24 protein-coding genes and 4 pseudogenes are annotated in these 22,927 nt (G+C 69.2%); 10 read left to right on the top strand and 18 right to left on the bottom strand.

Annotation, left to right across the window (positions count from 1 at the left end; genetic code table 11):
• Positions 1 to 14: 14 nt before the first annotated feature.
• Positions 15 to 1,293 (bottom strand): annotated as a pseudogene (locus tag ACWDYJ_RS21940) (ArsB/NhaD family transporter).
• Between the two features lie 427 nt (positions 1,294 to 1,720).
• Between ACWDYJ_RS21940 and ACWDYJ_RS21935 the strand changes: the two are divergent.
• Positions 1,721 to 1,990: pseudogene (locus ACWDYJ_RS21935) on the top strand (NfeD family protein); the annotation flags it as partial.
• Positions 1,991 to 2,053: 63 nt separating this feature from the next.
• Here the strand turns inward: ACWDYJ_RS21935 and ACWDYJ_RS21930 are convergent.
• The 13 genes from ACWDYJ_RS21930 to ACWDYJ_RS21870 form a co-directional block, all read right to left on the bottom strand.
• Positions 2,054 to 2,551 carry a hypothetical protein gene (locus ACWDYJ_RS21930; RefSeq protein WP_451567258.1) on the bottom strand — a complete coding sequence of 166 codons (498 nt, stop codon included), beginning with the start codon at positions 2,549 to 2,551 and terminating at the stop codon, positions 2,054 to 2,056.
• A gap of 1 nt (position 2,552) precedes the next feature.
• Entirely contained in the window at positions 2,553 to 3,137 is a 585-nt protein-coding gene (locus tag ACWDYJ_RS21925; RefSeq protein WP_451567257.1) for a hypothetical protein, read from the bottom strand.
• Complete coding sequence (locus ACWDYJ_RS21920) at positions 3,083 to 3,628, bottom strand: hypothetical protein (protein WP_451567256.1); 546 nt, start codon at positions 3,626 to 3,628, stop codon at positions 3,083 to 3,085. The genes ACWDYJ_RS21925 and ACWDYJ_RS21920 overlap by 55 nt, the downstream gene beginning before the upstream one ends.
• A complete protein-coding gene (locus ACWDYJ_RS21915) occupies positions 3,625 to 4,011 on the bottom strand; it encodes a hypothetical protein (RefSeq protein WP_451567255.1) in 387 nt (128 codons plus the stop codon). Before ACWDYJ_RS21915 ends, ACWDYJ_RS21920 begins: the two co-directional genes overlap by 4 nt.
• Positions 3,950 to 4,729, bottom strand: a complete 780-nt coding sequence (locus tag ACWDYJ_RS21910; protein ID WP_451567254.1) for a hypothetical protein — start codon at positions 4,727 to 4,729, stop codon at positions 3,950 to 3,952. The genes ACWDYJ_RS21915 and ACWDYJ_RS21910 overlap by 62 nt, the downstream gene beginning before the upstream one ends.
• The gene (locus ACWDYJ_RS21905; protein WP_451567253.1) at positions 4,726 to 5,916 is read right to left on the bottom strand and encodes a hypothetical protein; all 1,191 of its coding nucleotides are present in this window, start codon (positions 5,914 to 5,916) and stop codon (positions 4,726 to 4,728) included. Before ACWDYJ_RS21905 ends, ACWDYJ_RS21910 begins: the two co-directional genes overlap by 4 nt.
• Before the next feature lie 165 nt (positions 5,917 to 6,081).
• A complete protein-coding gene (locus ACWDYJ_RS21900) occupies positions 6,082 to 6,504 on the bottom strand; it encodes a hypothetical protein (protein ID WP_451567252.1) in 423 nt (140 codons plus the stop codon).
• Complete coding sequence (locus tag ACWDYJ_RS21895; RefSeq protein ID WP_451567251.1) at positions 6,504 to 6,944, bottom strand: hypothetical protein; 441 nt, start codon at positions 6,942 to 6,944, stop codon at positions 6,504 to 6,506. Before ACWDYJ_RS21895 ends, ACWDYJ_RS21900 begins: the two co-directional genes overlap by 1 nt.
• Before the next feature lie 104 nt (positions 6,945 to 7,048).
• Entirely contained in the window at positions 7,049 to 7,882 is an 834-nt protein-coding gene (locus ACWDYJ_RS21890) for a hypothetical protein (protein WP_451567250.1), read from the bottom strand.
• A gap of 145 nt (positions 7,883 to 8,027) precedes the next feature.
• Positions 8,028 to 8,828 (bottom strand): MFS transporter, encoded by an 801-nt coding sequence (locus ACWDYJ_RS21885; protein WP_451567249.1) that lies wholly within the window; start codon positions 8,826 to 8,828, stop codon positions 8,028 to 8,030.
• Positions 8,825 to 9,298 carry an NUDIX domain-containing protein gene (locus ACWDYJ_RS21880; RefSeq protein WP_451567248.1) on the bottom strand — a complete coding sequence of 158 codons (474 nt, stop codon included), beginning with the start codon at positions 9,296 to 9,298 and terminating at the stop codon, positions 8,825 to 8,827. Before ACWDYJ_RS21880 ends, ACWDYJ_RS21885 begins: the two co-directional genes overlap by 4 nt.
• Positions 9,295 to 10,182: a phosphotransferase enzyme family protein gene (locus tag ACWDYJ_RS21875; protein WP_451567247.1), complete on the bottom strand. Its 888-nt coding sequence runs from the start codon at positions 10,180 to 10,182 to the stop codon at positions 9,295 to 9,297. Before ACWDYJ_RS21875 ends, ACWDYJ_RS21880 begins: the two co-directional genes overlap by 4 nt.
• A gap of 139 nt (positions 10,183 to 10,321) precedes the next feature.
• Positions 10,322 to 12,217 (bottom strand): ABC transporter ATP-binding protein, encoded by a 1,896-nt coding sequence (locus tag ACWDYJ_RS21870; RefSeq protein ID WP_451567246.1) that lies wholly within the window; start codon positions 12,215 to 12,217, stop codon positions 10,322 to 10,324.
• A gap of 371 nt (positions 12,218 to 12,588) precedes the next feature.
• On the opposite strand from ACWDYJ_RS21870, the gene ACWDYJ_RS21865 reads away from it, so the two are divergent.
• The gene (locus ACWDYJ_RS21865) at positions 12,589 to 13,146 is read left to right on the top strand and encodes an NUDIX hydrolase (RefSeq protein WP_451567245.1); all 558 of its coding nucleotides are present in this window, start codon (positions 12,589 to 12,591) and stop codon (positions 13,144 to 13,146) included.
• A 237-nt stretch (positions 13,147 to 13,383) separates the two neighbouring features.
• Positions 13,384 to 13,764 (top strand): HIT domain-containing protein, encoded by a 381-nt coding sequence (locus ACWDYJ_RS21860; RefSeq protein WP_451567244.1) that lies wholly within the window; start codon positions 13,384 to 13,386, stop codon positions 13,762 to 13,764.
• A gap of 2 nt (positions 13,765 to 13,766) precedes the next feature.
• On the opposite strand, the gene ACWDYJ_RS21855 is transcribed toward ACWDYJ_RS21860, so the two are convergent.
• Positions 13,767 to 14,318 carry a UDP-N-acetylglucosamine--N-acetylmuramyl-(pentapeptide) pyrophosphoryl-undecaprenol N-acetylglucosamine transferase gene (locus tag ACWDYJ_RS21855; protein WP_451567243.1) on the bottom strand — a complete coding sequence of 184 codons (552 nt, stop codon included), beginning with the start codon at positions 14,316 to 14,318 and terminating at the stop codon, positions 13,767 to 13,769.
• A 234-nt stretch (positions 14,319 to 14,552) separates the two neighbouring features.
• Here ACWDYJ_RS21855 and ACWDYJ_RS21850 point away from each other — a divergent pair.
• The 3 genes and pseudogenes from ACWDYJ_RS21850 to ACWDYJ_RS21840 form a co-directional block, all read left to right on the top strand.
• Positions 14,553 to 14,765, top strand: a pseudogene (locus tag ACWDYJ_RS21850) (alpha/beta fold hydrolase); the annotation flags it as partial.
• A 217-nt stretch (positions 14,766 to 14,982) separates the two neighbouring features.
• Positions 14,983 to 15,438, top strand: coding sequence for an alpha/beta hydrolase (locus tag ACWDYJ_RS21845; protein WP_451567242.1), 456 nt, complete (start codon positions 14,983 to 14,985; stop codon positions 15,436 to 15,438).
• 110 nt (positions 15,439 to 15,548) lie between these two features.
• Positions 15,549 to 16,415: a DUF4436 family protein gene (locus ACWDYJ_RS21840; RefSeq protein ID WP_451567241.1), complete on the top strand. Its 867-nt coding sequence runs from the start codon at positions 15,549 to 15,551 to the stop codon at positions 16,413 to 16,415.
• 73 nt (positions 16,416 to 16,488) lie between these two features.
• On the opposite strand, the pseudogene ACWDYJ_RS21835 reads toward ACWDYJ_RS21840, so the two are convergent.
• Positions 16,489 to 16,638 (bottom strand): annotated as a pseudogene (locus tag ACWDYJ_RS21835) (IS5/IS1182 family transposase); the annotation flags it as partial.
• 328 nt (positions 16,639 to 16,966) lie between these two features.
• Here ACWDYJ_RS21835 and ACWDYJ_RS21830 point away from each other — a divergent pair.
• The 4 genes from ACWDYJ_RS21830 to ACWDYJ_RS21815 all read left to right on the top strand — a co-directional run bounded on the left by ACWDYJ_RS21830 (position 16,967) and on the right by ACWDYJ_RS21815 (position 20,983).
• Entirely contained in the window at positions 16,967 to 17,215 is a 249-nt protein-coding gene (locus ACWDYJ_RS21830) for a phosphopantetheine-binding protein (protein WP_451567240.1), read from the top strand.
• Positions 17,173 to 18,435 (top strand): beta-ketoacyl-[acyl-carrier-protein] synthase family protein, encoded by a 1,263-nt coding sequence (locus ACWDYJ_RS21825; protein WP_451567239.1) that lies wholly within the window; start codon positions 17,173 to 17,175, stop codon positions 18,433 to 18,435. The genes ACWDYJ_RS21830 and ACWDYJ_RS21825 overlap by 43 nt, the downstream gene beginning before the upstream one ends.
• Before the next feature lie 71 nt (positions 18,436 to 18,506).
• Entirely contained in the window at positions 18,507 to 19,340 is an 834-nt protein-coding gene (locus ACWDYJ_RS21820; protein ID WP_451567238.1) for a thioesterase II family protein, read from the top strand.
• A gap of 17 nt (positions 19,341 to 19,357) precedes the next feature.
• Positions 19,358 to 20,983: an MFS transporter gene (locus ACWDYJ_RS21815; protein WP_451567237.1), complete on the top strand. Its 1,626-nt coding sequence runs from the start codon at positions 19,358 to 19,360 to the stop codon at positions 20,981 to 20,983.
• Between the two features lie 49 nt (positions 20,984 to 21,032).
• On the opposite strand, the gene ACWDYJ_RS21810 is transcribed toward ACWDYJ_RS21815, so the two are convergent.
• Together ACWDYJ_RS21810 and ACWDYJ_RS21805 are read right to left on the bottom strand one after the other, a co-directional pair.
• Positions 21,033 to 21,281, bottom strand: a complete 249-nt coding sequence (locus ACWDYJ_RS21810; RefSeq protein ID WP_451567236.1) for a hypothetical protein — start codon at positions 21,279 to 21,281, stop codon at positions 21,033 to 21,035.
• Between the two features lie 593 nt (positions 21,282 to 21,874).
• Complete coding sequence (locus tag ACWDYJ_RS21805) at positions 21,875 to 22,705, bottom strand: DUF1206 domain-containing protein (protein WP_451567235.1); 831 nt, start codon at positions 22,703 to 22,705, stop codon at positions 21,875 to 21,877.
• Positions 22,706 to 22,927 lie beyond the last annotated feature (222 nt).

The raw sequence follows: 22,927 nt of genomic DNA, 5'->3' as shown, positions 1-22,927 counted from the left end.
CTCCTTTCCATCGGTCAGGCGAGAGCGAAGTAGCGCACCCACACGTACACCCCGGCCAGTACCGTCGTGACCGCGGTGACAACGAGGCCGTAGCGGCTGAACTGCCAGAAGGAGATGTGGTGTCCGGCGCGGTCGGCGATACCGACCGTGACGACGTTGGCGGAGGAGGCGATGATCGTGGCGTTGCCGGCGAGGTCCGCGCCGAGAGCGAAGGACCACCACAGCACCTGGGCCTGCCCCATTCCTCCGGAGGCGGTGACGATCTCGGAGACGACCGGGCTGGTCGAGGCGACGAAGGGGATGTTGTCGATCACCGCGGACGGCACGATCGACGAACAGCAGGGCCATGGACGCGCCGAACAGGTTGCCGTCCAGGGCTCGGGCGGCGGCTTGGCCGAGGTCGGTGAGGATGCCCGTCTGCACCATGGCGCCGACCATCACGAACAGGCCGGCGAAGAACGCCAGGGTCTCCCACTCGACGTCGGCGACGACCTGGCGCGCGCCCAGCCGGGAGACGGCGAGGAGGATCAGGCCTCCGGAGATCGCCACGACCGAGGGTTCCAGGTGCAGGGTGGTGTGCAGGACGAAGCAGGCCATCACGATCACGACGACGATGCCGCTGACGGCCAGCAGCCGGCCGTCGGTAATGGCGTCCCGCTCCCGCATCGCCATCACGTGCGCGGCCCGCTTGGGGTCGTAGGAGAACGCGCTGCGGAACATCCACCGGGCCATCACCGCGAACACCACGACCAGCAGCGCCGCGATGGGCGCCATGTGGAGCAGGAAGTCGTTGAACGACAGACCTGCGCGGGAGCCGATCATGATGTTGGGCGGGTCACCGATCAGGGTCGCGGCGCCCCCGATGTTGCACGCCATCACCTCGGCGATCAGGTACGGCACGACCGGAACACCGAGCCGGGTGCAGACCGCGATGGTTACCGGGGCGAGCAGCAGGACGGTGGTGACGTTGTCCAGCCACGCCGACAGGAACGCGGTCGCGAGGATCAGGAGCACCATCAGCCGGTATGGGCGCCCGCGGGACCGCTTGGCTGCCCAGATCGCGACGAACTCGAACAGGCCGGTGCGCTTGAGGACGGAGACGATCAGCATCATGCCCAGCAGCAGGAAGATGACGTTCCAGTCGATCCCGGCCACATCGGAGAAGAACGCGTGCTCCGGACTCGTCGCCCCGATCAGCAGCATGACGACCGCGCCGCCCAGGGCCGCTGTGACCCGGTGGACCTTCTCGGTGGCGATCAGCACGTAGACGGTCGCGAACACCGCCACGGCCATCCACGCGGTGACACTCACGGCGGGCCCGGCCGGTCGATGCCAGGGGCGGCAAGGGGACTTGGCGGGGGCGGGCTCGTCATCGGCGCTGGCTCCGTTCATGCCGTGGCGTCGAACACCACCGGCCGGCTAGACCGCACCGTGCGCTCAGGTGCTCCTCCACCCCACCATCACCATCGGCACCGCCCGCCCGCATCGGGGCCAGCACCCATCTTCGCCAGCCAGCCAGCCAGCCCGCTCCCGTCACACATCAGCCGCCACGCCTGGCCCTGCGGCGGCGCGAACGCAGCCCTCTCACTGGCGCCCAGTCCTCATACGTACGTCAGGGCGACCTCTCGGGTTTCGGTTCCCCAGAGAAGAAACGGGTAAAGTAAACCAAAACTCGCATATGCGGGCGGCGCGCTCCTTTCCGTGTCAGGAGGCGTAAGCGATGGATCCCTGGCTGATCTGGCTGATCGCCGCGCTGCTCCTGGTCATGGCGGAGATTTTCACCCTCACTGCCGCGCTCGGGCTGCTTGGGGGCGCCGCGCTGATCACCGCCGCGACCGCGGCGCTCGGGCTTCCTCTCCCGTGGCAGTTCTTGGTGTTCGCCGTCGCGGCGACGGCCGGTGTGGTGTTCGTGCGTCCGGTCGCCCTGCGCCGCCTGGCCCCACTACAGAATGAGCGTTTCGGTGTGGAGGCCCTGGTCGGCGGAGCCGCCTAGCAACGGGGCGGCCGTCCGGCACTCTTCAACCGGGCGGTCGCCCCCTACCTGCGATTGCGCTCAGCTGCACGATCCGTACGGTGCACTCGTCTTCGAACTGTTCGGCAGAGCACGGACATTCGACGGCGCGGTCAAGACGTCACGAAGCCGCTCGATCTCCCTCCTCTGGGCGGCGATCTGCGACAGAGCCCGCTCCCTGAAGTCAGTGAGCCCATCGACCTGCGCGTCACGCGCGGCGAGGCGTTCCTTCAGCCCGGAGACCTGTTCCTTGAGGCGCTCGATCTGTGCCGCTCGCGGGTCCGGAATCACGCCCGTTTCCCGAAGCTCGGTCAACCGGCGCTCGAACTCCTCCGCCAGGTGTTGGTAGGGGCCGGGCCGCGGCGAGCCGTCGCGGTTCTTCTTGGGATAGAAACCGGTGCGGGCAACCCGGGCCTGGGTCGCGAGGGTCTTGATGTCGCACTTGCCGCCCGAGGGAACGTCACCGGCAAGGAGCCGTTCCATGACCTGCCGAATAACCGTCTCGTTGTTCCGCCGGGTCTCGTCGCTGATGCGGGCCACGTCATGCCCCCGTTCCGGAGAGGGCGTCGATCTCGGCCAGCACCCTTTCATCGCGGGCGAGTTCCGTACTCAGCCGGGCCTTCTCCGTCCGCTGTGCGCGTCCGATGGTGGCGATGAAGACCTTCTTGCTTTCGGCGCTGGCCGCCCACACCGGGCGGTGCCCGGCATGATGGGTGGCCTGGGGGCACCGCGCTGAAACGCACATGCCGATCAACGGCTCTGTTGCCCTGCGGGCATGGGCCCCTGCGAGCTTGAGGCACAGCGCCTTGGACGGATCGAGGAACCAGCAGTAGTTCGCCGGCCCCAGGTGCAGAGACTTGGCCCGCTTGGCGAGCAGGTTCGTCACCTCCTGGTCGCTGCGCTTGATGTTCGGCGCCCCTGAGGAATCCAGCTGTTCGTCGACGAACGCGAAGAAGTCCAGGAGGTCGCTGGCGCCAGGCCCCGCAGGCCGGATACCGTTTTGGTAGTCGTGGAATGCGTCCAGGGCGACGCGCATCTTGTGCTCTCGCTCCTCTTGGCCAAACTCGGCCATCAGCACCGACTGGGCCCCACCGGGGCGGTCCGCATAGCCCTCGGTGGTGACCACAGAAATGTGCTTGAGATGGATCTTGGCGGCCAGCAGACCACCGGGCCGGTGCGCCATTTCCACCGCGAGGGTTCTCCGTAGCATCCGCAGACTGACCGGTATCTCGGGGATCGGAGCCAGCCCGAGGCGACGTCCCTCTGGGCATTGACCCAGGTCAGGAACCATTCGTACGGGGTGAAGAAGGAGAGCGACTTGAACAGGTGACCGGTGTTCTTCACCGGGTCAGCGAGCGAGGCGACTACACCGGCGGTGTCGTACGCCTGCTTGATGGTTACCCACTGATCGTGTTCACCACCCAGCTTCCGGCCCTTGATGACCTTGCCCTTCAGGCGGTAGCGAACGCGGCCCTCGCCGAGCTGTTCGGGAGGCAGGCGGCAGTCGTTGGTCAGCTCAGCCAGTTCGCTCTTCCGCATTCCGGTCAGTGCGGCGAGCGCGATGAGGCAGGCTGTGCGGGCCCGGGAGAGCTGCAGTCGGGCTTCGGTGGTGTTCATCGGAAGGGTCCAGGGGACACTGCCCCGTCCGTCCGCGCGTTCGACCAGGGCGGCCGTCCGGCCCCAGCGTTTTGCAGGCCGACTTCCCTGACGGCTTTCTCCAGGTGGCCGCGCAGCGTGGGCAGCCACGTGTAGTGGAAGGCGCGCCGGCCGGTCTCGTGGGCGAGGGAGATCAGGTTCACCCGCAGCAGCGGATCGTCCGGATCCCAGCCGTCGGCCAGCCGCTCGGCTACGACGTGATCGAGGGCGACATCGAATGGATCAGCCTCCTGTATGTGACGGTCGATGGCCTGCGCGACCTCGACCCTCCAGTCCGGACGCTCACGGTTGTTGCGGCCCGGCCGGTTCGGCACCATCACCTGCAACTGCTGCTGCAGCGCCATGACGTGCGGCCAGCACCTCCACCACGTACAGGGCCGCCGCGACGAGCGGTTGGAAGACGTCGTTGCTCAGCGGCGGTGTCGTGTTGCCCGTCCGACGGACCATCCCGGCGACGGAGTACGCCGTGCGTCGCCCCCACGGACGGAAACCTGACACGTAGCCGCCGGTGGAGAACAATTCCTTGTAGTAACCCAACTCCTGGATGACCGCCACTACGTCCATGCGGTAGCCGGGGCTGCTGTCACGGATCACGACGCCGTGCTTGTCCCGTACCTTCTTGCGAACTTCCAGGTAAGCAGCACAGTGCTGCTGAGATACCTCCCCGAGATCGTCGACCCCCTGTTCGGTGAGCCAGTTCAACCAGCCGGTCAGCACGGTCAGCCGCCCGTGCACCGTGGCTATCTGCACAGGCGTTCGGTAGGCGTGAGCAAGCTCCCGCACCGCGCGGTGGTCCGGTGCGAGCCTGGCGAACATGAACTCCTTCGCGAGTTCCCTCCACTGGGGATTGAGGATCTCGGTGAAGGACAAGATCCGCGAGTACCGCGCAAGGTACCGCGGCAGCCCGATGACACCCGTGAAGTCCCAGATTGCGTCGTCGAAGTGCGGATGAGGGCCCGCACCGTGGACCGGCAGCCCGGCCGCAGCGCACACGTCTTCACCTCGAAAGACCGAACGAGAAAAGGCAGCCGCGAGGCCCGTGGGCCGGTGCAGGGTGGTCATACGGTGTGCTCCTCAGGCCGCAGGGGAAGCTCGACATCGGAATCGGTGACCTCGGCAGCGGCTGCCCGAAGCGCGTGCTCGGAGAAGTACCGGTCGGGGGTCAGGATCTCGTCGAGACGGTGGGCGTACGGGCCGAAGACGGGGATGAACTCGGCGGTGGTCATCTGCTGCCACTGGCGGGAGAAGAACGCCCGTAGCCGCAGCAGGTTCGGCAGATGGCGGGGGGCGAACAAGGCCAGCGGGCACAGCAGACACACCCACGGACGTGCCGGACAGGGCTTGCCCTTCGGGCCGTGGAGCCCCGACAGCTGATCTCCACACGCCGCGGTGAATACGTCGCGTTCCCCGGAAAGGAGCTGCGCCAAGGCGTTGTCATCCAGGCCGAGCCGCTTCATGTGCTCGGGATAGTTCTCCACCAGGTCGGCCATTTCAGCGGTGGCCAGCACCAAGGGCGGCAGCGCCCGGCGCACGAGGTCCCCCTGCGCCTGGGCGATGATGTCCTCCGCCGCCTCACGCTGAGCCGGCGTCGTGTTCGTCAGGTAGTGGTCCCCCTCAACGCCGGGGGATCGGTTCGGATCCAGTGTGGACCGGCGGCTGCCGCGCCAGTGTGACCGGTCTTTCAGCGCGTCGTGGGTAGTGCGGATGCGGTGCCGGTGAAGGGCCAGGGGGAGACCGTCGTCACCACTCATCTGCGTGGGGCGCCCGTCCTCGTCGACTGCTTGGCGCCGCTCAACCCAGGCGCATATGGACAGGCGCGTGGCCGGCTTGGCCAGCCACCGCTCACCCGCCCATGTGCCACTCGGCGTGAAACGCACCCAGAGCTCGGGGCGCAGTTCCTCGGGCGCGAAACGACGGGCCACCGCAGAGTGATCGAGCCACTGTTCCACCAGGCGAGTGGCCTGACGTGACAGAGCAAGGCTCTCTGCCGCCGTGCGGCCCTTGACGTAGCTGAGGAGGATCTTCTCGTCACCCGCCCACTCGATGTCGTCGAGTCCCAGGTCCGCGATCCCGTCCGGCACGACTCCGGTGTAGGCGCCGAACAGCAGCTGATAGGCGATGATCACATCCAGGGTCGGGATCAGCGGATCCAGCACCGCGCGAAGACCGACTCCGTATCTCTGCCGGAAGGGGAACGAGCTGCGCTCTGCCATCTCGGTGACGAGCGGGTCGGGCCCGTTGTGAAGCACCAGCCAGTGATGGGCAGTGCGCTCCCGGAGCGAAGCCCCCGGCCCGTCAACTGAGGAAACGTGCTCACGGGCCGCGCAGAACGCGCGGAAGGCGCCATCGACCTCGTCCCGGCAGGTACGGATGAGCCGGGCCCATTCGGCCTCGCTGTACGGCTGGTGCGAGCCTTACCGCTCGCCCGTGTTGAACAGCCGACCATCGACGAACGCGCGCACGTCCGGCGCCAGAATCTGATCCTGGTCATCCGCGCAACGCAACATCGCCCGCAGCGCACTCTCCTGGGAGGACCGCACCCCTTGCCGCCAGTACCGGGCGAGGAGCGCGCGCGTCAGGTCGGAGACTCCGCCGGAGAACCCGAACTCGACCAGCCAGTCGGTGAAACCGCGGACGGCCGTGAGGTAGAGGTCGACTCCTCCGGCGCTGTCGACCTGTCCGTGCGGATGGACAAGGTCCGTGGCGCCTTCCAGCAGGGTGCGTGCCAGCCCCGGGAGTACCACTGGGCGTCGCACGCGCAGGGGGCGGCGGTACTCCGACCCGTCGCTGAAGATGCAGTGCACACCCAGCGGGTCAAGCGTGACGGTGGCCGGCATCAGACCCCCGCCAGTTCGTCGTCGAACTCAGCCCCGAGCTCCAGCTCGGCCTCCTCGTCCAGCAGGCCGTACTCCTTGCCGACCCGCCGGTACAGAAAGGTGAACAGGCGGAGCACGTCCAAGCGGTGGAGGTACGCTTCCGTGGTCAGTGAAGTGGTGTGTCCGAGCAGATCGCGCAGGATCAGCAGCGGTTCCTGGGACCGCAGGTAGTGCGCCAGGGCGGCATCGTCATCGGTGTCGCGGACCTGCCGCGCGGCCTGCTCATACCAGCCGCGCATGAGCCGAGCCATCGTCGCCATGGCCATGGTGTGACGCAGCCGATGCGGATTGACGTGCGGGAAGCGCGGCTCGTAACGCTCGCGGATGCGATCCGCGGTCCTGGCGAAGACCGAGGACCATCCGGTGAACGGGCGTCCCTGGCCCCACACTGACAGCAGCATCGAACCCCCCTCCGGGGCGACCAGGCGCCGTCGCTCGTCAGGTACGAGCGAACTCCACTGCACACGGACCCCGTTGACGCGCCCTCCCCGCTGGTCCGCCTCCGTCACGAACAGGGGCTCCCCCCACCGGGCCGGCGGACGCCACGGCGATCCGAACGTGGCCGCTGTCCGGTCGAGAGCGATGTAGGAGTGCAGTTCAGCCAAGGCGTCGTAATCGATCCACGACTCGCGGTACTTGCTTCCCTTGGTGATCCGGAAGGGATCGGGAACGACACCGGTACCGCAGTCCGCCGGGAAGGAAGCGGCGGCACCTCGCAGACCAGCAAGTATGTGTACTCCTGGCTGCGTAGCCCGCTGGAGACGATCAGCCGGCCGACCGCCGAGTTCCGGGCCATCTCTCGGCCGCGGTACCGCAGATCCCGCTCCCCGTCCGGGCCCAGGCCCGCCAACGCCTTCAGGAGGATGTCCGTGAAGTCGTCGTCGAGATACTTGATCGTCACATGGGGCTTGGCCTGGCGCCTTCGTGACTGGTTGACCCGTCCGCGACGGACCTGCCCCTTGAAGGCCCAGACCGCCTGCCGGTACGTGAACGGCTCGGAGTCTGCGTACTCCTCGTCCTTCGCCCACTTGTAGAAACCCGCCAGAATCCCCATGTTCTGGTTCCACGTAGATGCCTCGAAGCGGTGCTTGAGGGGGCCCTGGGCTCGATAGACGGAGTACGCGCCCAACGCCGCCTTCAGACGACGCCGCGTGTCGAACAGGGCGACCCCGTGCTCGGATATGAACTCCAGCCACTCACGCACCGTCCGCACGTAGTAGGGCCATGAATTCGGCGATGGGCATCCGTTCGCCGGCAGCTCGCAGGCCCAGCAGTTGATCACGGTTGTGGGACGGACGCCGTTGCTGTCTTCAAAGAGGAGGTCGTCGTCGAACAGCAACGGCATCCCCTCCGGGATCGCTGGACTGAACGCAAGGCCCCAAGACTCCCAGCCCGCTGATGAGTACGTCGATTGGTGCATGGCCGATGAGTATCAATGCAACCCGGCTGAGTGCAACAAACAAACGAGCAGGTCAGGTGGCACATTAGGCAGTAAGCAACACTGTTGCTAAGCGGGAACAAGCAGGTAGTACGCCCAGTACGTGTTCATGATCGCGAGGCCGAAGCTGAGCGTGGACAGGGCAGCGATCACCGTACGGATGGTGGGCTGCCCGGCCACGTAGCGCCAGGCCCTCACCGATGTCCCGCGCGAGGCTGCGGCGGCCCTCGGGCGGTGCGGCGGCCGGCTCGGGGGTGCGGATGCGCCACACGAGAAAGGCGGAGACGAGGTAGGACAGGACGTCGGCGAGGACTGAGCGGGCGGCGCCGACGGCTCCGACCAGCGCGGCGCCCACGTTGCTGCCCGCGCTGTCGGCCACTGACGAGGCCGCGCCCAGCCGCGAGTTCGCGTGCTGCAGCAGGTCAGCCTCGACGAGGACAGGCAGATAGCTGATGGACGCCGAACTGTGCACGATCTTGGCGATGCCGAGGACGACCGCGACCGCATACAGCTGGCCAATGCCGAGCACCCCGGTGAGGGCGGCGGCCGGGATGGTCACGAGTGCTGCGGCGGCGGTGAGGTCCGCGGCGATCATCAGGGGGCGCTTGGCATGCCGGTCCGAGAACGCGCCGGCCGGGAGCGCCACGATGGCGTTCGGGAGCTGGCCGAGGAAGGCGAGCAGCGCGATCTGGGTGGTGGAAGCATCGAGATCGAGCACGGCCAGGGCGGGGAGGGCGACGGTACTGACCGCCGAGCCTGACAGGCTCGCGCACTCGCTTCCGACGAGACGCCGCAGGTCCGGGGAGACGCGCTTGCGGACCTTGGCCGGCTGGGTGGAGGTCGTCACCGGGCCTCACCGCCCGGCAGTTGCGGGGCGATCACGTTCGCGTAGAGCTGTTCGTTGGCGAAATGGGTCAGGACCTCGTGCGTGAACGGGTGGCAGTCGGGCGGCGGCGCACCCGGATCGACCCACACCAACTCGCTGTGCGTCTCCGGCTCGCGGTTGTACGGGGTGCCCTCCCACTCCCGAACCGTGAAGACGGCGCCGATCACCCGCTCGCCGTCCGCCGCGTGAAAGTGGGGCAGCTGGCAAAACCGCAGCCGGTTCGAGGCGACGTGGATGCCGACTTCTTCGGCGAGCTCGCGCGCCGCACCCTCGTTGAGGAACTCGCCTTCCTCAAGGCGGCCCCCGACCACGGTCAGCATCCCGGGGGAGTGCCACGACATCTCCCGGTGCCGGACAGCCAGGATCCAGCCGTCATCGGGGCGCTGCAGCATGACCATGATGTGCGAGATGCTGCGGTGTACGGCGCTCACGGCCGGTCCTCCCTCATGAGGCGGTCCAGGGTCCGCCGGCCTCGGGCGGTGACCAACTGGTCGCCGTTGTCCGGACCCCAGGCCAGGCAGTTGACCGCGTCCAGCGCGGTCAGGCAGGGCAGGGCATGCCGCTCGGCGTCGGTGAGCGACCGCCCGTACCCCCGGAAGAACGCCTGCGCGCGGTCCGGATGGTCGGCCCACTGGGTGGCCGTGAGGATGACGAAGTCCTGGATACGGGCCGCTGGCCGGGTCCTCTCGAAGTCGATGAGCGCGAGCCCGTCCTTGGACCACAGCCAGTTTCTGGGCTGGTTGTCGCCATGGATGTAGCCGACGGGAACGGAGCCGACACGGCGAAGTCGGGCAGCGTGGTACCGGATCAGCTGCTGCTCGTCCTCGTTGAGCCGGTTCCCGGCGCGGGCCAGGTACGTCTCCGCTCCGTCAGCAGCGGCGTTCAGGGAGGCTTCGGCCTCGACCTGATCGGAGCGGTCGAGTTCCCCGGCCTCGTGGAGCCGGGCGCACAGCACTCCCGCCTGTTGGTGCACCGCCCGCCACTCGACGGTCTCCGGGCCGAGCTCCTTCGCCGGGGCGCCGCGGACCGCCGTGAGCAGCAGGACCAGGTCTCGGGCCTGGCGGTCGACGAGCTGGGGCGCCCGGGTGTGCCCCAAAGCGGGAACGATGTGACGGTATGCGCGGCTCTCGCACATGTAGAACTTCTCGCTGGGCGAGACCTTCAGATACCAGGAGGCCCCACCGATGCCCTCCAGCTCCCACACCCGGGAGCGGTCCCAGTTGTGTGAGGCGTCGCGTACCGCCGCGACGGCCCCGATCCGTTCCTCGGCCCAGCGAAGCAGCAACGCGGGCAGGGGCTTCGACGTCTGTTTCACGCCGCACTTCCCTCCATGGGCGAGGCGGACGCACGCCGGCCGCGCACCTCGGCCGCGGTGTGGAAAACAGGCACAGGCTTCTCCTCGGTGATGCGCGGCCCGCCGCCTCGCGTGCGGGCCGCAGGGGCAGGCGAAGTGGTCAGCGGTCCTGGGAGAGCGCCAGGAGCTCCGCGAAGGTCCCACCGCCGTGTACGAGATCGTCAAAACGGCCCTGCTCGGAAATCCGGCCGTCTTCCATCACGACGATGTGGTCCGCGATCTTCGTGTTCTCCAGGCGGTGGGTGACCATGATGGTGATCCGGTCAGCGGCGATCGCCTTGATCTGCTCGAAGATCAGGTGCTCACCGCGAGGGTCCATCTGAGAAGTCGGCTCATCCAAGATCAGCAGCTCGGGCTTGCGGTACAAGGCCCGGGCGCACGCCTCGCGCTGCCACTGCCCGCCGGAGAACTCGACGCCTCCCCAGATGTCGCGTGCCTGGAGACTGTCCAGACCGTCGGGGAGCTCTTCGATGGCCTCGCGCAGGCCGACTGCGTCGATGGCCTCCCACACGGGTCCGTCGTCGTGGGTACGGGGCTGGCCGAGGGTGATGTTCTCGCGCACCCGCAGCGGCCACCTGGCGAAGTCCTGCGGGACCAGGCCGGTGCTGCGCCAGACGCTGCCCGGGTCGGTGTCGGCGAGGTCGCTTCCGTTCCAGGTGACCTTGCCCTTGTCGCAGAGGTAGATCCCTGTGAGCAGTCGCAACAGCGTCGATTTCCCCGAGCCGTTTGCTCCGACGATCGCGAGGATCTGGCCGCGCTCCAGGGTGAGGGAGACACCGTCCACCGCGGGTTTGTCCTTGCCCGGGTACTGGTAGACGACCTCGTCGAGCCGGATCTCCTCGACCGGACCGGTGATCTCGCGCGGTCCGCGCCGGGGAGTACGAGCGGCGGCCTCGTCGAGGAAGGACTGCATGTCGGTGAGGTACAGGCTCGTGTGGAAGATAGCGGCGCCGTTGATGACGACCTGCGAGAGGGCGGCGAGCGCGGTCTGGACGGCGATGACGGCCGTGGCGGCGATGGCGGGTTCGATCCGGCCGGTCACGGCGAGCCAGGCGAGCGCCCCCCAGGTCGCGAGGAGGAAGATGCCGCCGGCCAGCGCGGAGAGGAGGGAGATCCGCAGGGTACGGGGCGCGGCGGCCAGGTTCCGCCGGTCACACCGGTCGGACAGGGCCCGGTACCAGTAGACGAGGTAGTCGGTCATCGAGTTGGCGCGGACCTCGTCGCCATACTGGGATGCGGTGGCCCACCAGCGCATCATCCCCCGCACGTTCCTGTCGGAGATGTTGGAGTAATGGATCTCGTAGTCGACTCGGGCGGTCAGGACGGCGCCGATACCGGCCGGGAGCACGGCGAGGAGGAGGAGGGGCAGCATCATCACGTTGAGCAGGGACAGGACGCTGCCGGCGGTGACCAGGCGGATCAGGGAGGACATGAAGCGCTGGGCGTCGGTGACCATCACGTGGGTGCGCACCACCCCCATCTCGGCCGCCTCCTGCCGGTCGGAGAAGCCGTCCCCCGCGTATGCCGCGGCCTCGACCCGGCAGACCGCCTCGACCAGGGCGCTGTCCGTCTCCGAGGTCAGGCGAGGAGTGATCCTCCGCTCGGCGTATGTGGCCACGGCCCCCGCGATCCGGTTCATCGTGGCGGCGAGCGCGACCACGAGCAGCGCGGGCAACGCTCCTTGGAGGCGGTCGCCGGCGCTTCCGGCGCCGAGTACGGGCCCCATCGCGCGGGCGGTGGCGGCCAGCAGCACCGCGGCGGATACGCCCGTGACGATCTGGCACCCGATCAGGAGCCGGACGGCCTGCCGGTCGGTCCGCCACGACAGGCGGCCGATCCGGGCCAGGACGGACGGGAGCGTGGCGCACATCTTCCGGAAGGAGACCTCGGCGAGCGGATTGACGGAGTACTGCCCGCTGTAGGTGATCTCCGCTGGCGGAGGCGGAGGCGGAGGCGGTGTAGCGGCCGGTTTGCTGTGTGCTTGGGATGTGGTCATCGGGTCCCCCCTGGATCGCCGTTCGGATGCTGTCGGAAGCTCAACGACAGCCGCTGAGTTTTCGAACACACGTTTTTCGGTCGGCTCCGAATTCCCGGGATACGGCGTGCGGCGGACGGTGGGAACTACACCGACCCGCCTCCCACAACCGCTGTGCCACGAAAGGAGGTTGGCCGAATCGCCGAGGGTCCCAAGTGCTGGACGGCAACGGGCTCGTTAGCGCGTGTCGGGGCCGGGTGGACTTGTAGAGTGCGGGGCTTCTCGTACCCCGTGGACCCCTGTGGAGCAGACTGTGCGCGTGCCTCTTGGCCGCTTTCGAGCCGCCGTTCTCGGCGGAACCCCCCTTCGTGGCGACATGGGGGTGAGCACTTGTGGCGATCACTGATTCCGAGATCGCGGGCGTGCTCACCGCCTACCTGGAGCGCTACCCGCAGGAAGCCGGACAGCTGGCTGAGCCGCTGCGCCTCCTGGCCGAAGGCCGAGAGTTCGCCTCGCGGCGGACCTTCCCGATGCACGTGACCGCCGGCGCGCTGCTGGTACGGGACGGCGCTGAGGTCCTGCTGATCGAACACCGCGCGTACCAGCTCACTTTGCAGCCGGGCGGGCATCTTGAACCGACCGATACCACGCTGTTCGGCGCGGCCCTGCGTGAGCTGTCCGAGGAGACTGGCATCGACCCCGAGCTGGTCGTCCCCGTCTCGGCGCACCCCGCCTATGTCGAGTTCGGCCAGATACCGGCCAGGCCTGCGCAGGATGAGCCGGACCACTACCACCTGGACGTCGGCTATGCCTTCGCGACGGCCGAGGCTGAGGTCGGAACCATCCAGGAGTCCGAGGTGTCCGGCGCCGCCTGGTACCCGTTGGATCTGGCAGAGCGCTTGGTAGGACCGCGGATCGCGCGGGCGGCCGCGGCAACCGGGAGCAGATAGCCTCGGCGAAGGCCTCGGGGTGGAGAAGGACGACGTCACGTCGTCTCCTGCGGCGGTCGGCGACGATCCCAAGCCACCTTGTCACCGTGGCGTCGACCGGTCTGGTCTGGGCGGATGCCTCCGCGAGGATCGCCATCTCCTGCTCGTAGGGGAGGGCGCCCTCGGGGTGGGCGAATGGGGGGTGGACAGCCTGTACGCTGACGCCCAATCGCACTCTGACACCGAAGGTGACGCACTGTGACAGTTGATGTGGCGGTCAGCGACTTCTACTGCAACCAGGCACTCAGTGGCCGGGTGGAAATCCAGCCGGTTGTCGAGACGGAGCGGGTCCTCGCCTTCCACCACACCAACCCCTCGTATCCGGTCCACGTCGTGGTGATTCCGAAGGAGCACGTTCCCTCGCTGACGGATCTCGGCGACGCGGACCCCAGCCTGCTTCACGAGGTGGTCGCGGTGGTCCAGGAGGTCGCTGCCATGGTGGAGAAGGAGCACGGTTCGTGTTCGGTCAACACGAACCTGGGGCTCTATCAGGAGTCGAAGCACATGCACTGGCATGTGTTCCACCGCGGGGAGAGCGAGAGCGAGATCCTCGACATGTACGGGCACCACGACCGCTGACGTCATCGCCGCGCGGGAGCTGACCTTGCGGCTCCCAAGGTCAGCCGAGCAACCTGGCCGGCCGCCTCGCGGGCCTGACGTGCCGTGGTGCCCGGGTCCGCCTGGCGCAGGGTTCCCCGGAGCTTCTCGCAGGCCCGTACGAGAGGCTTTCCGTCGGCCAGGGCTTCGTCCGCGACGACGACGCAACGGTCCGGATTCCGTTCGGCGTACGCGGCGGCGTTCTCGATCTGGTCGCCGCGGCTGACGGACGTTGGCAGCGGCACGAGCACGGCGGGGATGGCGAGAGCTTCGAGTTCGGCGAGGGTGGTTGCGCCGGCTCGGCCGATGACCGTGTCGGCGAGGTGTAGGGCGTCGTTCATGTCCTGGTGCAGGTACTCGACCTGCCAGTACCCAGGCTGTCCTTCGAGGCTGGGGTCCAGGTTGCCTTTGCCGCAGACGTGCAGGACCGCGTACTGGTCGCACAGGGTGCCGAGCTGGGCGCGGACGGCCTTGTTGATGCGCTGAGAGCCGCTGCTGCCGCAGAAGACGAGCAGCACCCGGGCGCTTTCGGACACCCCGAGGCGCTCTCGGAGTCCGGCGGGGTCTGCCGTGGTGAGGTCGGATCGGAGCGGAAGCCCGGTGACCTCCGCCTTCGCGCAGAGCCAGCGGGGTGTGCCGGTGGCCGGGGTGTGCTGAGGCAGACGGTCTCGGCGAGGCGCGGACCAGCCGAACCTCGCCTCCCGGAGGTCGACCGGTTCAACGCGCAGGCCGTGGGCCTGGGCTATGACGCACAGCAGGCGGAACAGATCATGCTGAAGGCGGTGACGGACTGCCGGGCCCGCCTCATGGCCGACGGAGTCGACCTGAGCGCCTACAACAGCACCGAGAACGCCGCCGACTTCGCCGACCTGCGCAACGCGCTGGGCATCTCCCAGTGGAACGTCTACGGGTACTCCTACGGCAGCAACCTGGCCCTCACGTACCTGCGCCTGCACCCCGAGGGAATCCGCGCGGTGGCGATCGACTCGATCGCACCTTCCCAGTTCGTGACCCTGCCGTGGACATGGGGCAGCACCGCCGAGGGAATCCACAACATTTTCGAGGCGTGCGCGGCGCAGCCCACCTGCAAGGACCGGTACCCGGACCTTCCCCAACTCCTGGCGGAGCAGGTCCGCAAGCTGGAGGCGCAGCCCCTGACGCTGAACTGCGGGCTGGAGGACCAACCCGAAGGGCATCGGCGTGGTTTCGCACGGTCTCGCTTACAGCATCTTCTGCAGCGAGTGGACGCCGTACGAGAGCAAGGATGCGGCGCTCCAGGGCGGACAGGAAGAGTTCCCGTCGTTCCCCCGCTCGGTGCAGGCCCAGGCCCCGCTGCTCACCTTCCTCCATCCGGACTGCGACGTCTGGAAGGTCCCTGCGGCTGCGCCCTCGATCAGGGGCGTCACCCGCAGCGACATCCCCACCCTCGCCCTGTCGGGTGCGTTCGACGCCCAGACCGGGGCGGACAACGGGCCGTACGTCGCCCACACGCTGAGCAAGGCCAAGGTCGTCACGATCCCCTACGAGCCGCATGTGGTGATCGCCACGTCGAAGTGCGCCCAGGACATCGCCGTCTCGTTCTTCGAGAACCCGGACGCGCCGAAGACCGAATGCCTGAAGAGCCTTGAGGTGCCGGAGTTCAGGACCGAGCCCTGAAACCGCTCGTGCTCCGCTCCGAAGCCACCGTCCTGGTCACCGCTATCGGCGACCAGGACGGGCGTCGGGCCGGACGAGTCCATTTCCCTTCCCACCTCGTCGGAGTCACCATGGCCCCAACCTGGGAATCACGTGGCCCGCGCCGCTCGGGGGCCACGCTGCTGCTGGTCGCGGTGGCCGTGGGGTCGTGGCTGCAGTTCACCGAGCGGCAGACGCTCGATACGGTCCACACGGTCGGATCCCAAGCCACCGACCGGGTGGACGTGGAGGCCAACGTCCAACGCGTCGACGCCGCGGCCAGAGAGCTGGCACTGCGGGTACGGGTCACCCCGCGCGGGATCCTCGGCGAGGAGGGCGGGACCGCCCCGGTGGCTGATCTCAGCCTCCAGACCTCCGCGCAGACCCTCGGCGATCTGGAGTTCAGGGCGCACGAGCGGCTCACGATCAGGGACGTGCGGGTCGCGATCACGGATGGATCGATCAGCGACTACCCGTTCGACACCTACGAGACCGACATCGAGTTCTGGGCAGAGCTGGACGGCAAGCAGGTGCCGGTGCGGATGCTGTTCTCCAACAACGACACACTCTTCTCGATCTCCGCGACACCCACCCCGTCCGAGCAAGAGGCTGCCGGCGTGGCGCTGGGGCTGGGGCTGGCCCGATCGGGCAGCCTGCTCGTCTTCACGGTCTTCATGATGATCGTGATGTGGGCGTTGGCGGCATCCGTGCTCATCGGGGCCTGGTACGTGACGACCCGCCGCGAGGGCCTGGTCTGGGCCGCCCTCGGCTGGATGGCCGCCACCCTGTTCGCCCTCTCGGCATTCCGCAACAACGCCCCCGGCACACCCCCGATCGGCTGCGTGATGGACTGGTTCGCCTTCCTGTGGGCCGAGACCGTCATCGCCCTCTGCCTGATCGCCGTGGTCATCACCGGCGTCCGCACCGGCCTCCAACACGACGACATCCATCCCACCTGAATGTTGTTGCAGAAGGGTGGGTATGGGCGGGTTGGCGTGGTCGCTGACCTGTCCGTTCACCGTGCAATGGCGACTCCTGTCCACGCAGGAGCGGCCGCCCGGCCCCTCTGCGATGCGGGACGATCAGCCCGATGCCCAGGTAGGCGCCGTCCGCGATCACCGTGACGCCCACACTCCTCGCCGGGAGGTCCGACTCGCGCCAGACGTGGGCGTCGGCCTTGTTCTGGATGCGGTCGGTCTTGCTCTGGTTCCGGGGGCTGACTTCCTCTCCTGGTAGATGGTCGTGAGGCGGGCGATCGCCTTCTCCTGGGTGGAGTACCTGTGGACGCTCCGACACAGCCGCTGCGTGCTGGACAGCGGCCGGTCCGCGGACTGCCGAGAGACCCCTCACGCTGTACCCGCAGTCGGCCGGCGCCGGTGGCCCGTCCTGCTCGACGCGGCGTCGGGCCGCGGGTGGACTCGACTGGGTCGACGGGGTGAAATGGCCTCAAGGCCCGTGGCGTGATCTCCTCTTTGTGTCCGAAAGCCAATAATGGCTTCCTATGGCAGAAATGTACGAGATTCTCGTCGACCATCTGACCGAGCACTTCTACGTCCCCCGCGAGCAGTTGAGGCCCGAGGTGAGTTGCGCCGCCGCCGGCTTGGACTCCCTGGCCCTGTTGGAACTGGCGACCCTTCTCGAGGACCGGTACGCGGTGAGCATCGTCGACCGTGCCGACGTACCGCGTCCCGATACCTCGCTCGGTGAACTCGCCGCATGGTTCGAACGCATCGTCGGCGCGGAACGGATCAGCGGGTGAGGCCGGACGACGTCGCCGTCACCGGGCTCGGCCTCATCACCCCTGCGGGTATCGGAGCCGCGGAGAACTGGGCCACTCTTGTGCGGGGGGAGTCCCTGGCTCGCACCGAGGCGGCGATGGCCGGCATGGCGGTGGACTTCGCCTGCGCCGCCACCGGCTTTGACCCCCGTCAGGCAGTGGGCCGCGAAGCCTGGCGCATGGACCGATTCGTCCAGATGGCGATCGCCGCTGCCCGGCAGGCCGTGGCCGATGCCGCCCTTGTTCCAGGGGACTGGGACGCTACGCGGGTCGGTGTCGTCATCGGTGTCGGCTCCACCAGCATGGAAACGTGGATGAAGGAGTCCGCGAAAGTCCACGCCGGCCGCCACGCGGCAGTGTCCCCTCTGGCCATTCCGCGCAGTGTGCCCAACATGGCCGCCGGGGAGATCGCCATCGATCTGGGCGCGCAGGGTCCCAACCTGGCAACTTCCACAGCCTGTGCCTCCGGTGCCACCGCTCTGGGCACCGCCATGGCCCTGCTGCGCAGCAATGCCTGTGACATCGTGCTGGCCGGCGGCAGCGAGGCCCCCCGCGCCTGCCCCGTCACCGCGCTCTGCTTCTCGCGCATGACGGCGTTGTCGACCCGTACCCACGATCCCGCCGGGGCCTCGCGTCCCTTCGACGCGGACCGGGACGGTTTCGTTCTGGGGGAGGGTGCCGGCGTCCTCGTCCTGGAACGCGCCGCTCATGCCCGTGCCCGTGGGGCCCGGGTGCGGGCCCACCTCGCCGGGTACGGGGCGTCTGCCGACGCCTATCACCCCACCGCTCCGGAGCCGGGCGGTCGCGGCTTGGAGGCGGCGATGCGGGCGGCGCTCGCGGATGCGGGCCTGGCGGCCCTCGACATTGACCACGTCAACGCGCACGCCACTTCCACGCAGCTCAACGACCTCATCGAGGCTGCCGCCCTCGGCCGCGTCTTCAAGACCCCTCCCCCGGTCACGGCGAGCAAGAGCATCATCGGCCATGCCATCGGCGGCGCAGGCGCCATCGAGGCCGCCTTCAGCGTGCTGGCGCTGGAGCACCAGATGATCCCGCCGACGGCCAACCTGGAGCGTCAGGACCCGCGTATCGATCTCGACGTCGTGGCGAAGGCTCCCCGCGCCCGGCGCATGCGGGCCGTTTTGAGCAACTCCCTGGGATTCGGCGGTCAGAACGCCGTCCTGGTCATCACCGCACCCTGACCCTCACCGCAGCGCTGCCGCCCGGCGCCGTCCCCGGCCGCCGCAGGCCCGGAGCCGAAGGAAGTGATTCCATGGCCGTCGCCCCGCCGTCCACCCCCGGGGACCTCTCGCCCCCGCACACCCTCGAACGCGTCGTCCTGGACGCCCGTCCGGACGCGGATCTGCGCTTGTACTGCGTGCCGCCCGCGGGTTGCGGACCGGAGTTCTTCCGCTCCTGGCAGGGCCTGCTGCCGTCCAGCGTCGAATTGTGTTCCGTGAGCCTGCCCGGTCGCGGTTCCCGCAGGCGGGAGCCGTCTCTGACGGACCCCGCCCAGTTCACCGCTCGCCTTGCCCATGTCCTCCATGACCCTCACGACCCGCGGCCGTACGCGGTCTTCGGCCACAGCTCCGGCGCCCTGCTGGGCTTCGCGGCCGTCCGCCGGCTGCGCGGCAGTGCCGGCCCCCTGCCCGTCCTGCTGGCACTTTCCTCGATGGCGGCGCCCCACCTCGGTACGTACACCACCGCCCTTCCCTCCCGGCTCCTCACAGGACTGGACGGCCTCGCCGAACTGGTCGGCCCCCTCCCCGAGCGCGTCCGCGGCAACCACCGGCTGCTGTCTGCCGCTTGCACCCCACTCTTCGCGGACCTCCTCCTGCTCCTGCAGTACCGCCATCACGACGAGCCTGCCCTGGACGTCCCCCTCGCCCTGTACGGCGGCCAGGACGATCCCGTCACCGACCCCAGCTCCGTCGCGGCATGGAACGACTTGGTGACGCGTCCCGCTACCCCGCACTACTTCCCCGGTGGGCACATGTATCCCCCGGCGCAAGCCCCGGCGCTCGTCGCCCGGCTCCTGGACGACCTCGCGGCCGCAACGCCGGAAACACCGGGCGGCGGCCGTCTCCTCGCCGCGAGCCGGTCATGACCGGTCCGGCTTCCGGCGTGCCCGCACCCAGCCCGCCCGCACCCAGCCCGCCCCGCCCTCACCGAGCGGGGGCGGCCGCGGCCGTCTGCCTGGGCCTGTTCATCCTCGGCCTGGACCTGACCGTCCTCAACGTCGCCGTTCCCGACCTCCAGAGCGACCTCGCCCCCACCACGGCACAGGTCCAGTGGACCGTCGACGCCTACGCACTCGTGCTGGGCGGCACCGTCCTGGCCATGGGTGCCATCACCGACCGGTGGGGCCGGCGCCGCTCCTTTCTGAGCGGCCTGGCCCTCTGCGCCGCCGCCTCGACCGCCGGGGCCCTGGCCGGCACCCCCGGACACGTCATCGCCGCACGCTGCGCCATGGGCGCCGGCGCCGCGCTGCTCATGCCCGCCACCCTCGCCGTCCTGCACCACCTCTACCCCGAACCCGCCCTGCGCCGTAGGGCGATCTCGGCCTGGGCCGTCGTCGGCGGCCTGGGCGGCCTCAGCGGCCCCGTCATCGGCGGCTGGCTCGTCGAGCACTTCTCCTGGCGCGCCGGATTCTGGATCAACCTGCCGCTGGCCGCCGTGGCCATCGTCCTCGCCCTCGCCCTGGTACCGGAATCCCGAGCCACGCACCACTCGACGTTCGACCTCCCCGGCGCCGCCCTCTCCGCCGGCAGCCTGCTGGCTCTGGTGTGGGCCGTCACCGAAAGCCCCCACCGCGGCTGGACCAGCGGCTCGACACTGGTCGCCTTCACCACCGCGGCCGTCCTTCTGGCCGCCTTCCTCACCCGGCAACGCCGCATCGCCCACCCGATGCTGCCGCCTGCCCTTCTGCGCCTGCCCGGCGTCAGTGCGGGCGCCGCGGCCCTCGCCCTGATGTCGTTCGCCATGTTCGGTGCCCTGTTCGTCCTCACGCTCTACCTGCAGGGCGTCCTCGGTTACAGCCCGTTCCAGGCCGGCCTACGGACCCTGCCGCTCCCCGGTGGACTTGCCGTCGGTGCGGTCGCCGCCGTCCCCCTCGCCGCCCGCCTCGGGCACAAGCCGCCCATCATCGGTGGCCTGAGCGTCGTCGCCGCCGGCTTCGTCGTCCTGGCCGGTACCGGCCCCGACTCCGGCTATTCCCGCAGCGCCGTCTTCCAGCTCATCGTCGGCGTCGGCGCCGGCCTGGTGGCCGCGGCGGCCACGGACCTCGTGATGGGCGCCGTGCCCCAGGACCGCGCGGGCCTCGGCTCGGCCATCAACGACGCCACCCGTCAAGTCGGATCCGCTCTCGGCGTCGCAGTTCAGGGCTCCGTCCTGGCCGCCGTCTTCACCTCCCACCTCACCGATTCCCTCACCCGCGCACACGCCCCCGACCACGTGATCGACATCGCCCGTCACGGCAGTCCGAGCTCCCGGACCTGGACGGACGAACTCCCCGAGGCGGTGCGTCCACTCGTGGCGACAGCCGCCCGCGAAGCCTTCACCGACGCGATGACCTTGACCGCCGTCGCAGCCGGGACCGTCACCGCGCTCACCGCCGTAGCCCTGTACCGCTACCTCCCCGCCCACCCCCAAGCGGCCACCGCCGCGACCCGGACACCGTCGACGACCAAGTCCCCCACGCATGCACCGCCCGCCGCCGCACCGCCCACGGGTACGGCCGCACCCCGGTAACGGTGTTCAACGTCCGGCCCAGCACGCTCCCCTGGGCTGAGCCGCGCCATCACCGTGGGGACCGGCGCCTCGTGGGCCGACACCGCCGCTGCAGAACGCCCGCCCAAAGTGGGGTCTCCTCGGGCGGCAGGTCCATGCCGGCGGCCAGGAGCCCGGCGCCGACCCGGTGGTTCAGCTCGGCCGGGCCGGCCTGCGGCCAGATCTCGACGGCGGCCGCCGATCCGGACGCGCGGGCGGACCCGATCTCGATGTTGAACGGGTCCATCCCGATCAGCTGCTCCTGCACGGCCGCAGACACGGTCTCGAGCTGCTCCGTGGCGTGCGAGGTGGGCTGCGTACTTGGACAGCCTCCTCGGGGTAGTCGCCGGTATCCACTGGGTGGTGTTCGGATTGGCCTTCGGCGTGGGTGACGTAGAGGTATGCCTTCCTGCCCGAACGGGCCGGCTCGCAGTGCGCGGCGATTCCCGCGAGGGTCAGCTTGCGAGTTGCCCGCTGCGGGCGGGGCTGACCGACTCGTCCGGCTCGCGACGTGCGCGGTCGACGCGCTGGCGGTGAACCTGTTCGGCCCGGCCAGGTGGGCGGAGGCGGGGGCGAGGTCGGTGCCGGCCTTCATCTTCAGAGAGTGCAGGGCACGCCGGGCGGAGTACAGGTCCTGTCGGTCTTCGTGGTGGGCATCGGAGAATGCGAACCTCCACCCGCCCGGGTACCGGTACAGCTGCCATCCGACGATGCCCGCCAGCCCGGCGAGCAGCCGGCACGAGCAGTTGGACCAACGACATGCGGCCCCTCGTTCCGCCGGCATCGCCGCAGTGCTGCCGGCAGCGGGCCGAAACGCGAACCGGCTGTGGGTGAGCTGCGTACTCCGGCCACCGCGGCGCTGCTGGGTGCGGGCTATGGCGCGGTTCCTCCGGTCGAAGCGTCATGCTCCGGAGCTTTGCGCCAGCGGGCCTCGCAGAACGAGTAGAGGCCGAACAGCAGCAGGCCCACCGCTGCCGCGATCAGCAGCACGGGCCCGGCGGGTGTGGCGGCGAACGAGCGGAGCGTCGCGTCGAGGCCCTTGGCCTGGTTCGGTTCGAACTGGACGGCGGCCAGCAGGATGAACAGGCCGGCGACTGCCGCGATCACGCCGCACGCCATGCCGCCGATGATGCCCAGCACCGCCACGACCCGTCGGGTGGGCGCGCTCATCTCACCGGTCCGCAGGTTGTCCTCGAACTTTCGCATCACGCTGCGGACGACGATCACCACGCCCCCGATCACCAGGACGGCGCCCACCACGCCGACGAGCACCCGCCCGCCCGGCCAGTTCAGCACCTTCGCCGTGTAGTCCTTCGACGTCTCGTCGCCGGGACGGCCGCCGGCAGAGCCGCCGACGAGCGCGGTCTGCGCCACGCCGATACAGATCATCGTGTAGAAGACTGCCAGGCCCAGAGAGCCGAGGCGTCGGGTCCACGTGTCACCGCCGGCTACCGCCTGTCCGAACACTGCCTCCGACAGTCGCCAGAGCGCCATCGCTGCCAGCCCCACCACCAGCGCCCACAGCAGCACCCGGCCGAAGGGCTGCTCACCGATGGTGCTCACCGCGCCGGACCGGTCGGCCTCCTTGCCGCTGTCCCCGCCGAAGCCGATCTGTACGGCCAGCAGCCCGACCAGCACGTAGATCACTCCCCGGGTGCAGAGCCCCACCCGGGACGCGGCCTCCATGGCGTGGCTGTCGGCCACGCGCTGTCCTTGGGACGGGGTGGGGGCCGCGTTCTTCCCTCTGGCCATACGTACGTACCTCCCTGTGGCCGACCGAACCGGCCAGCGCGAGGATGGTGCTTGCAGGCGCCTGGGAAGCTCCGGCCTTGGCGGCTTCGACCTCGCACGAGGCGCCGACGCGGTTCCCCGCAGAGGTCCGGACAGGTGTCTCCAGGGGCGCCGGCGACGCCGGACGCCCTCCCG

The organism is Streptomyces sp. NPDC003042 (assembly GCF_053591315.1).
Note: the sequence above shows the minus strand (reverse complement) of the source record. Positions and strands in the feature narration are given on the sequence as shown.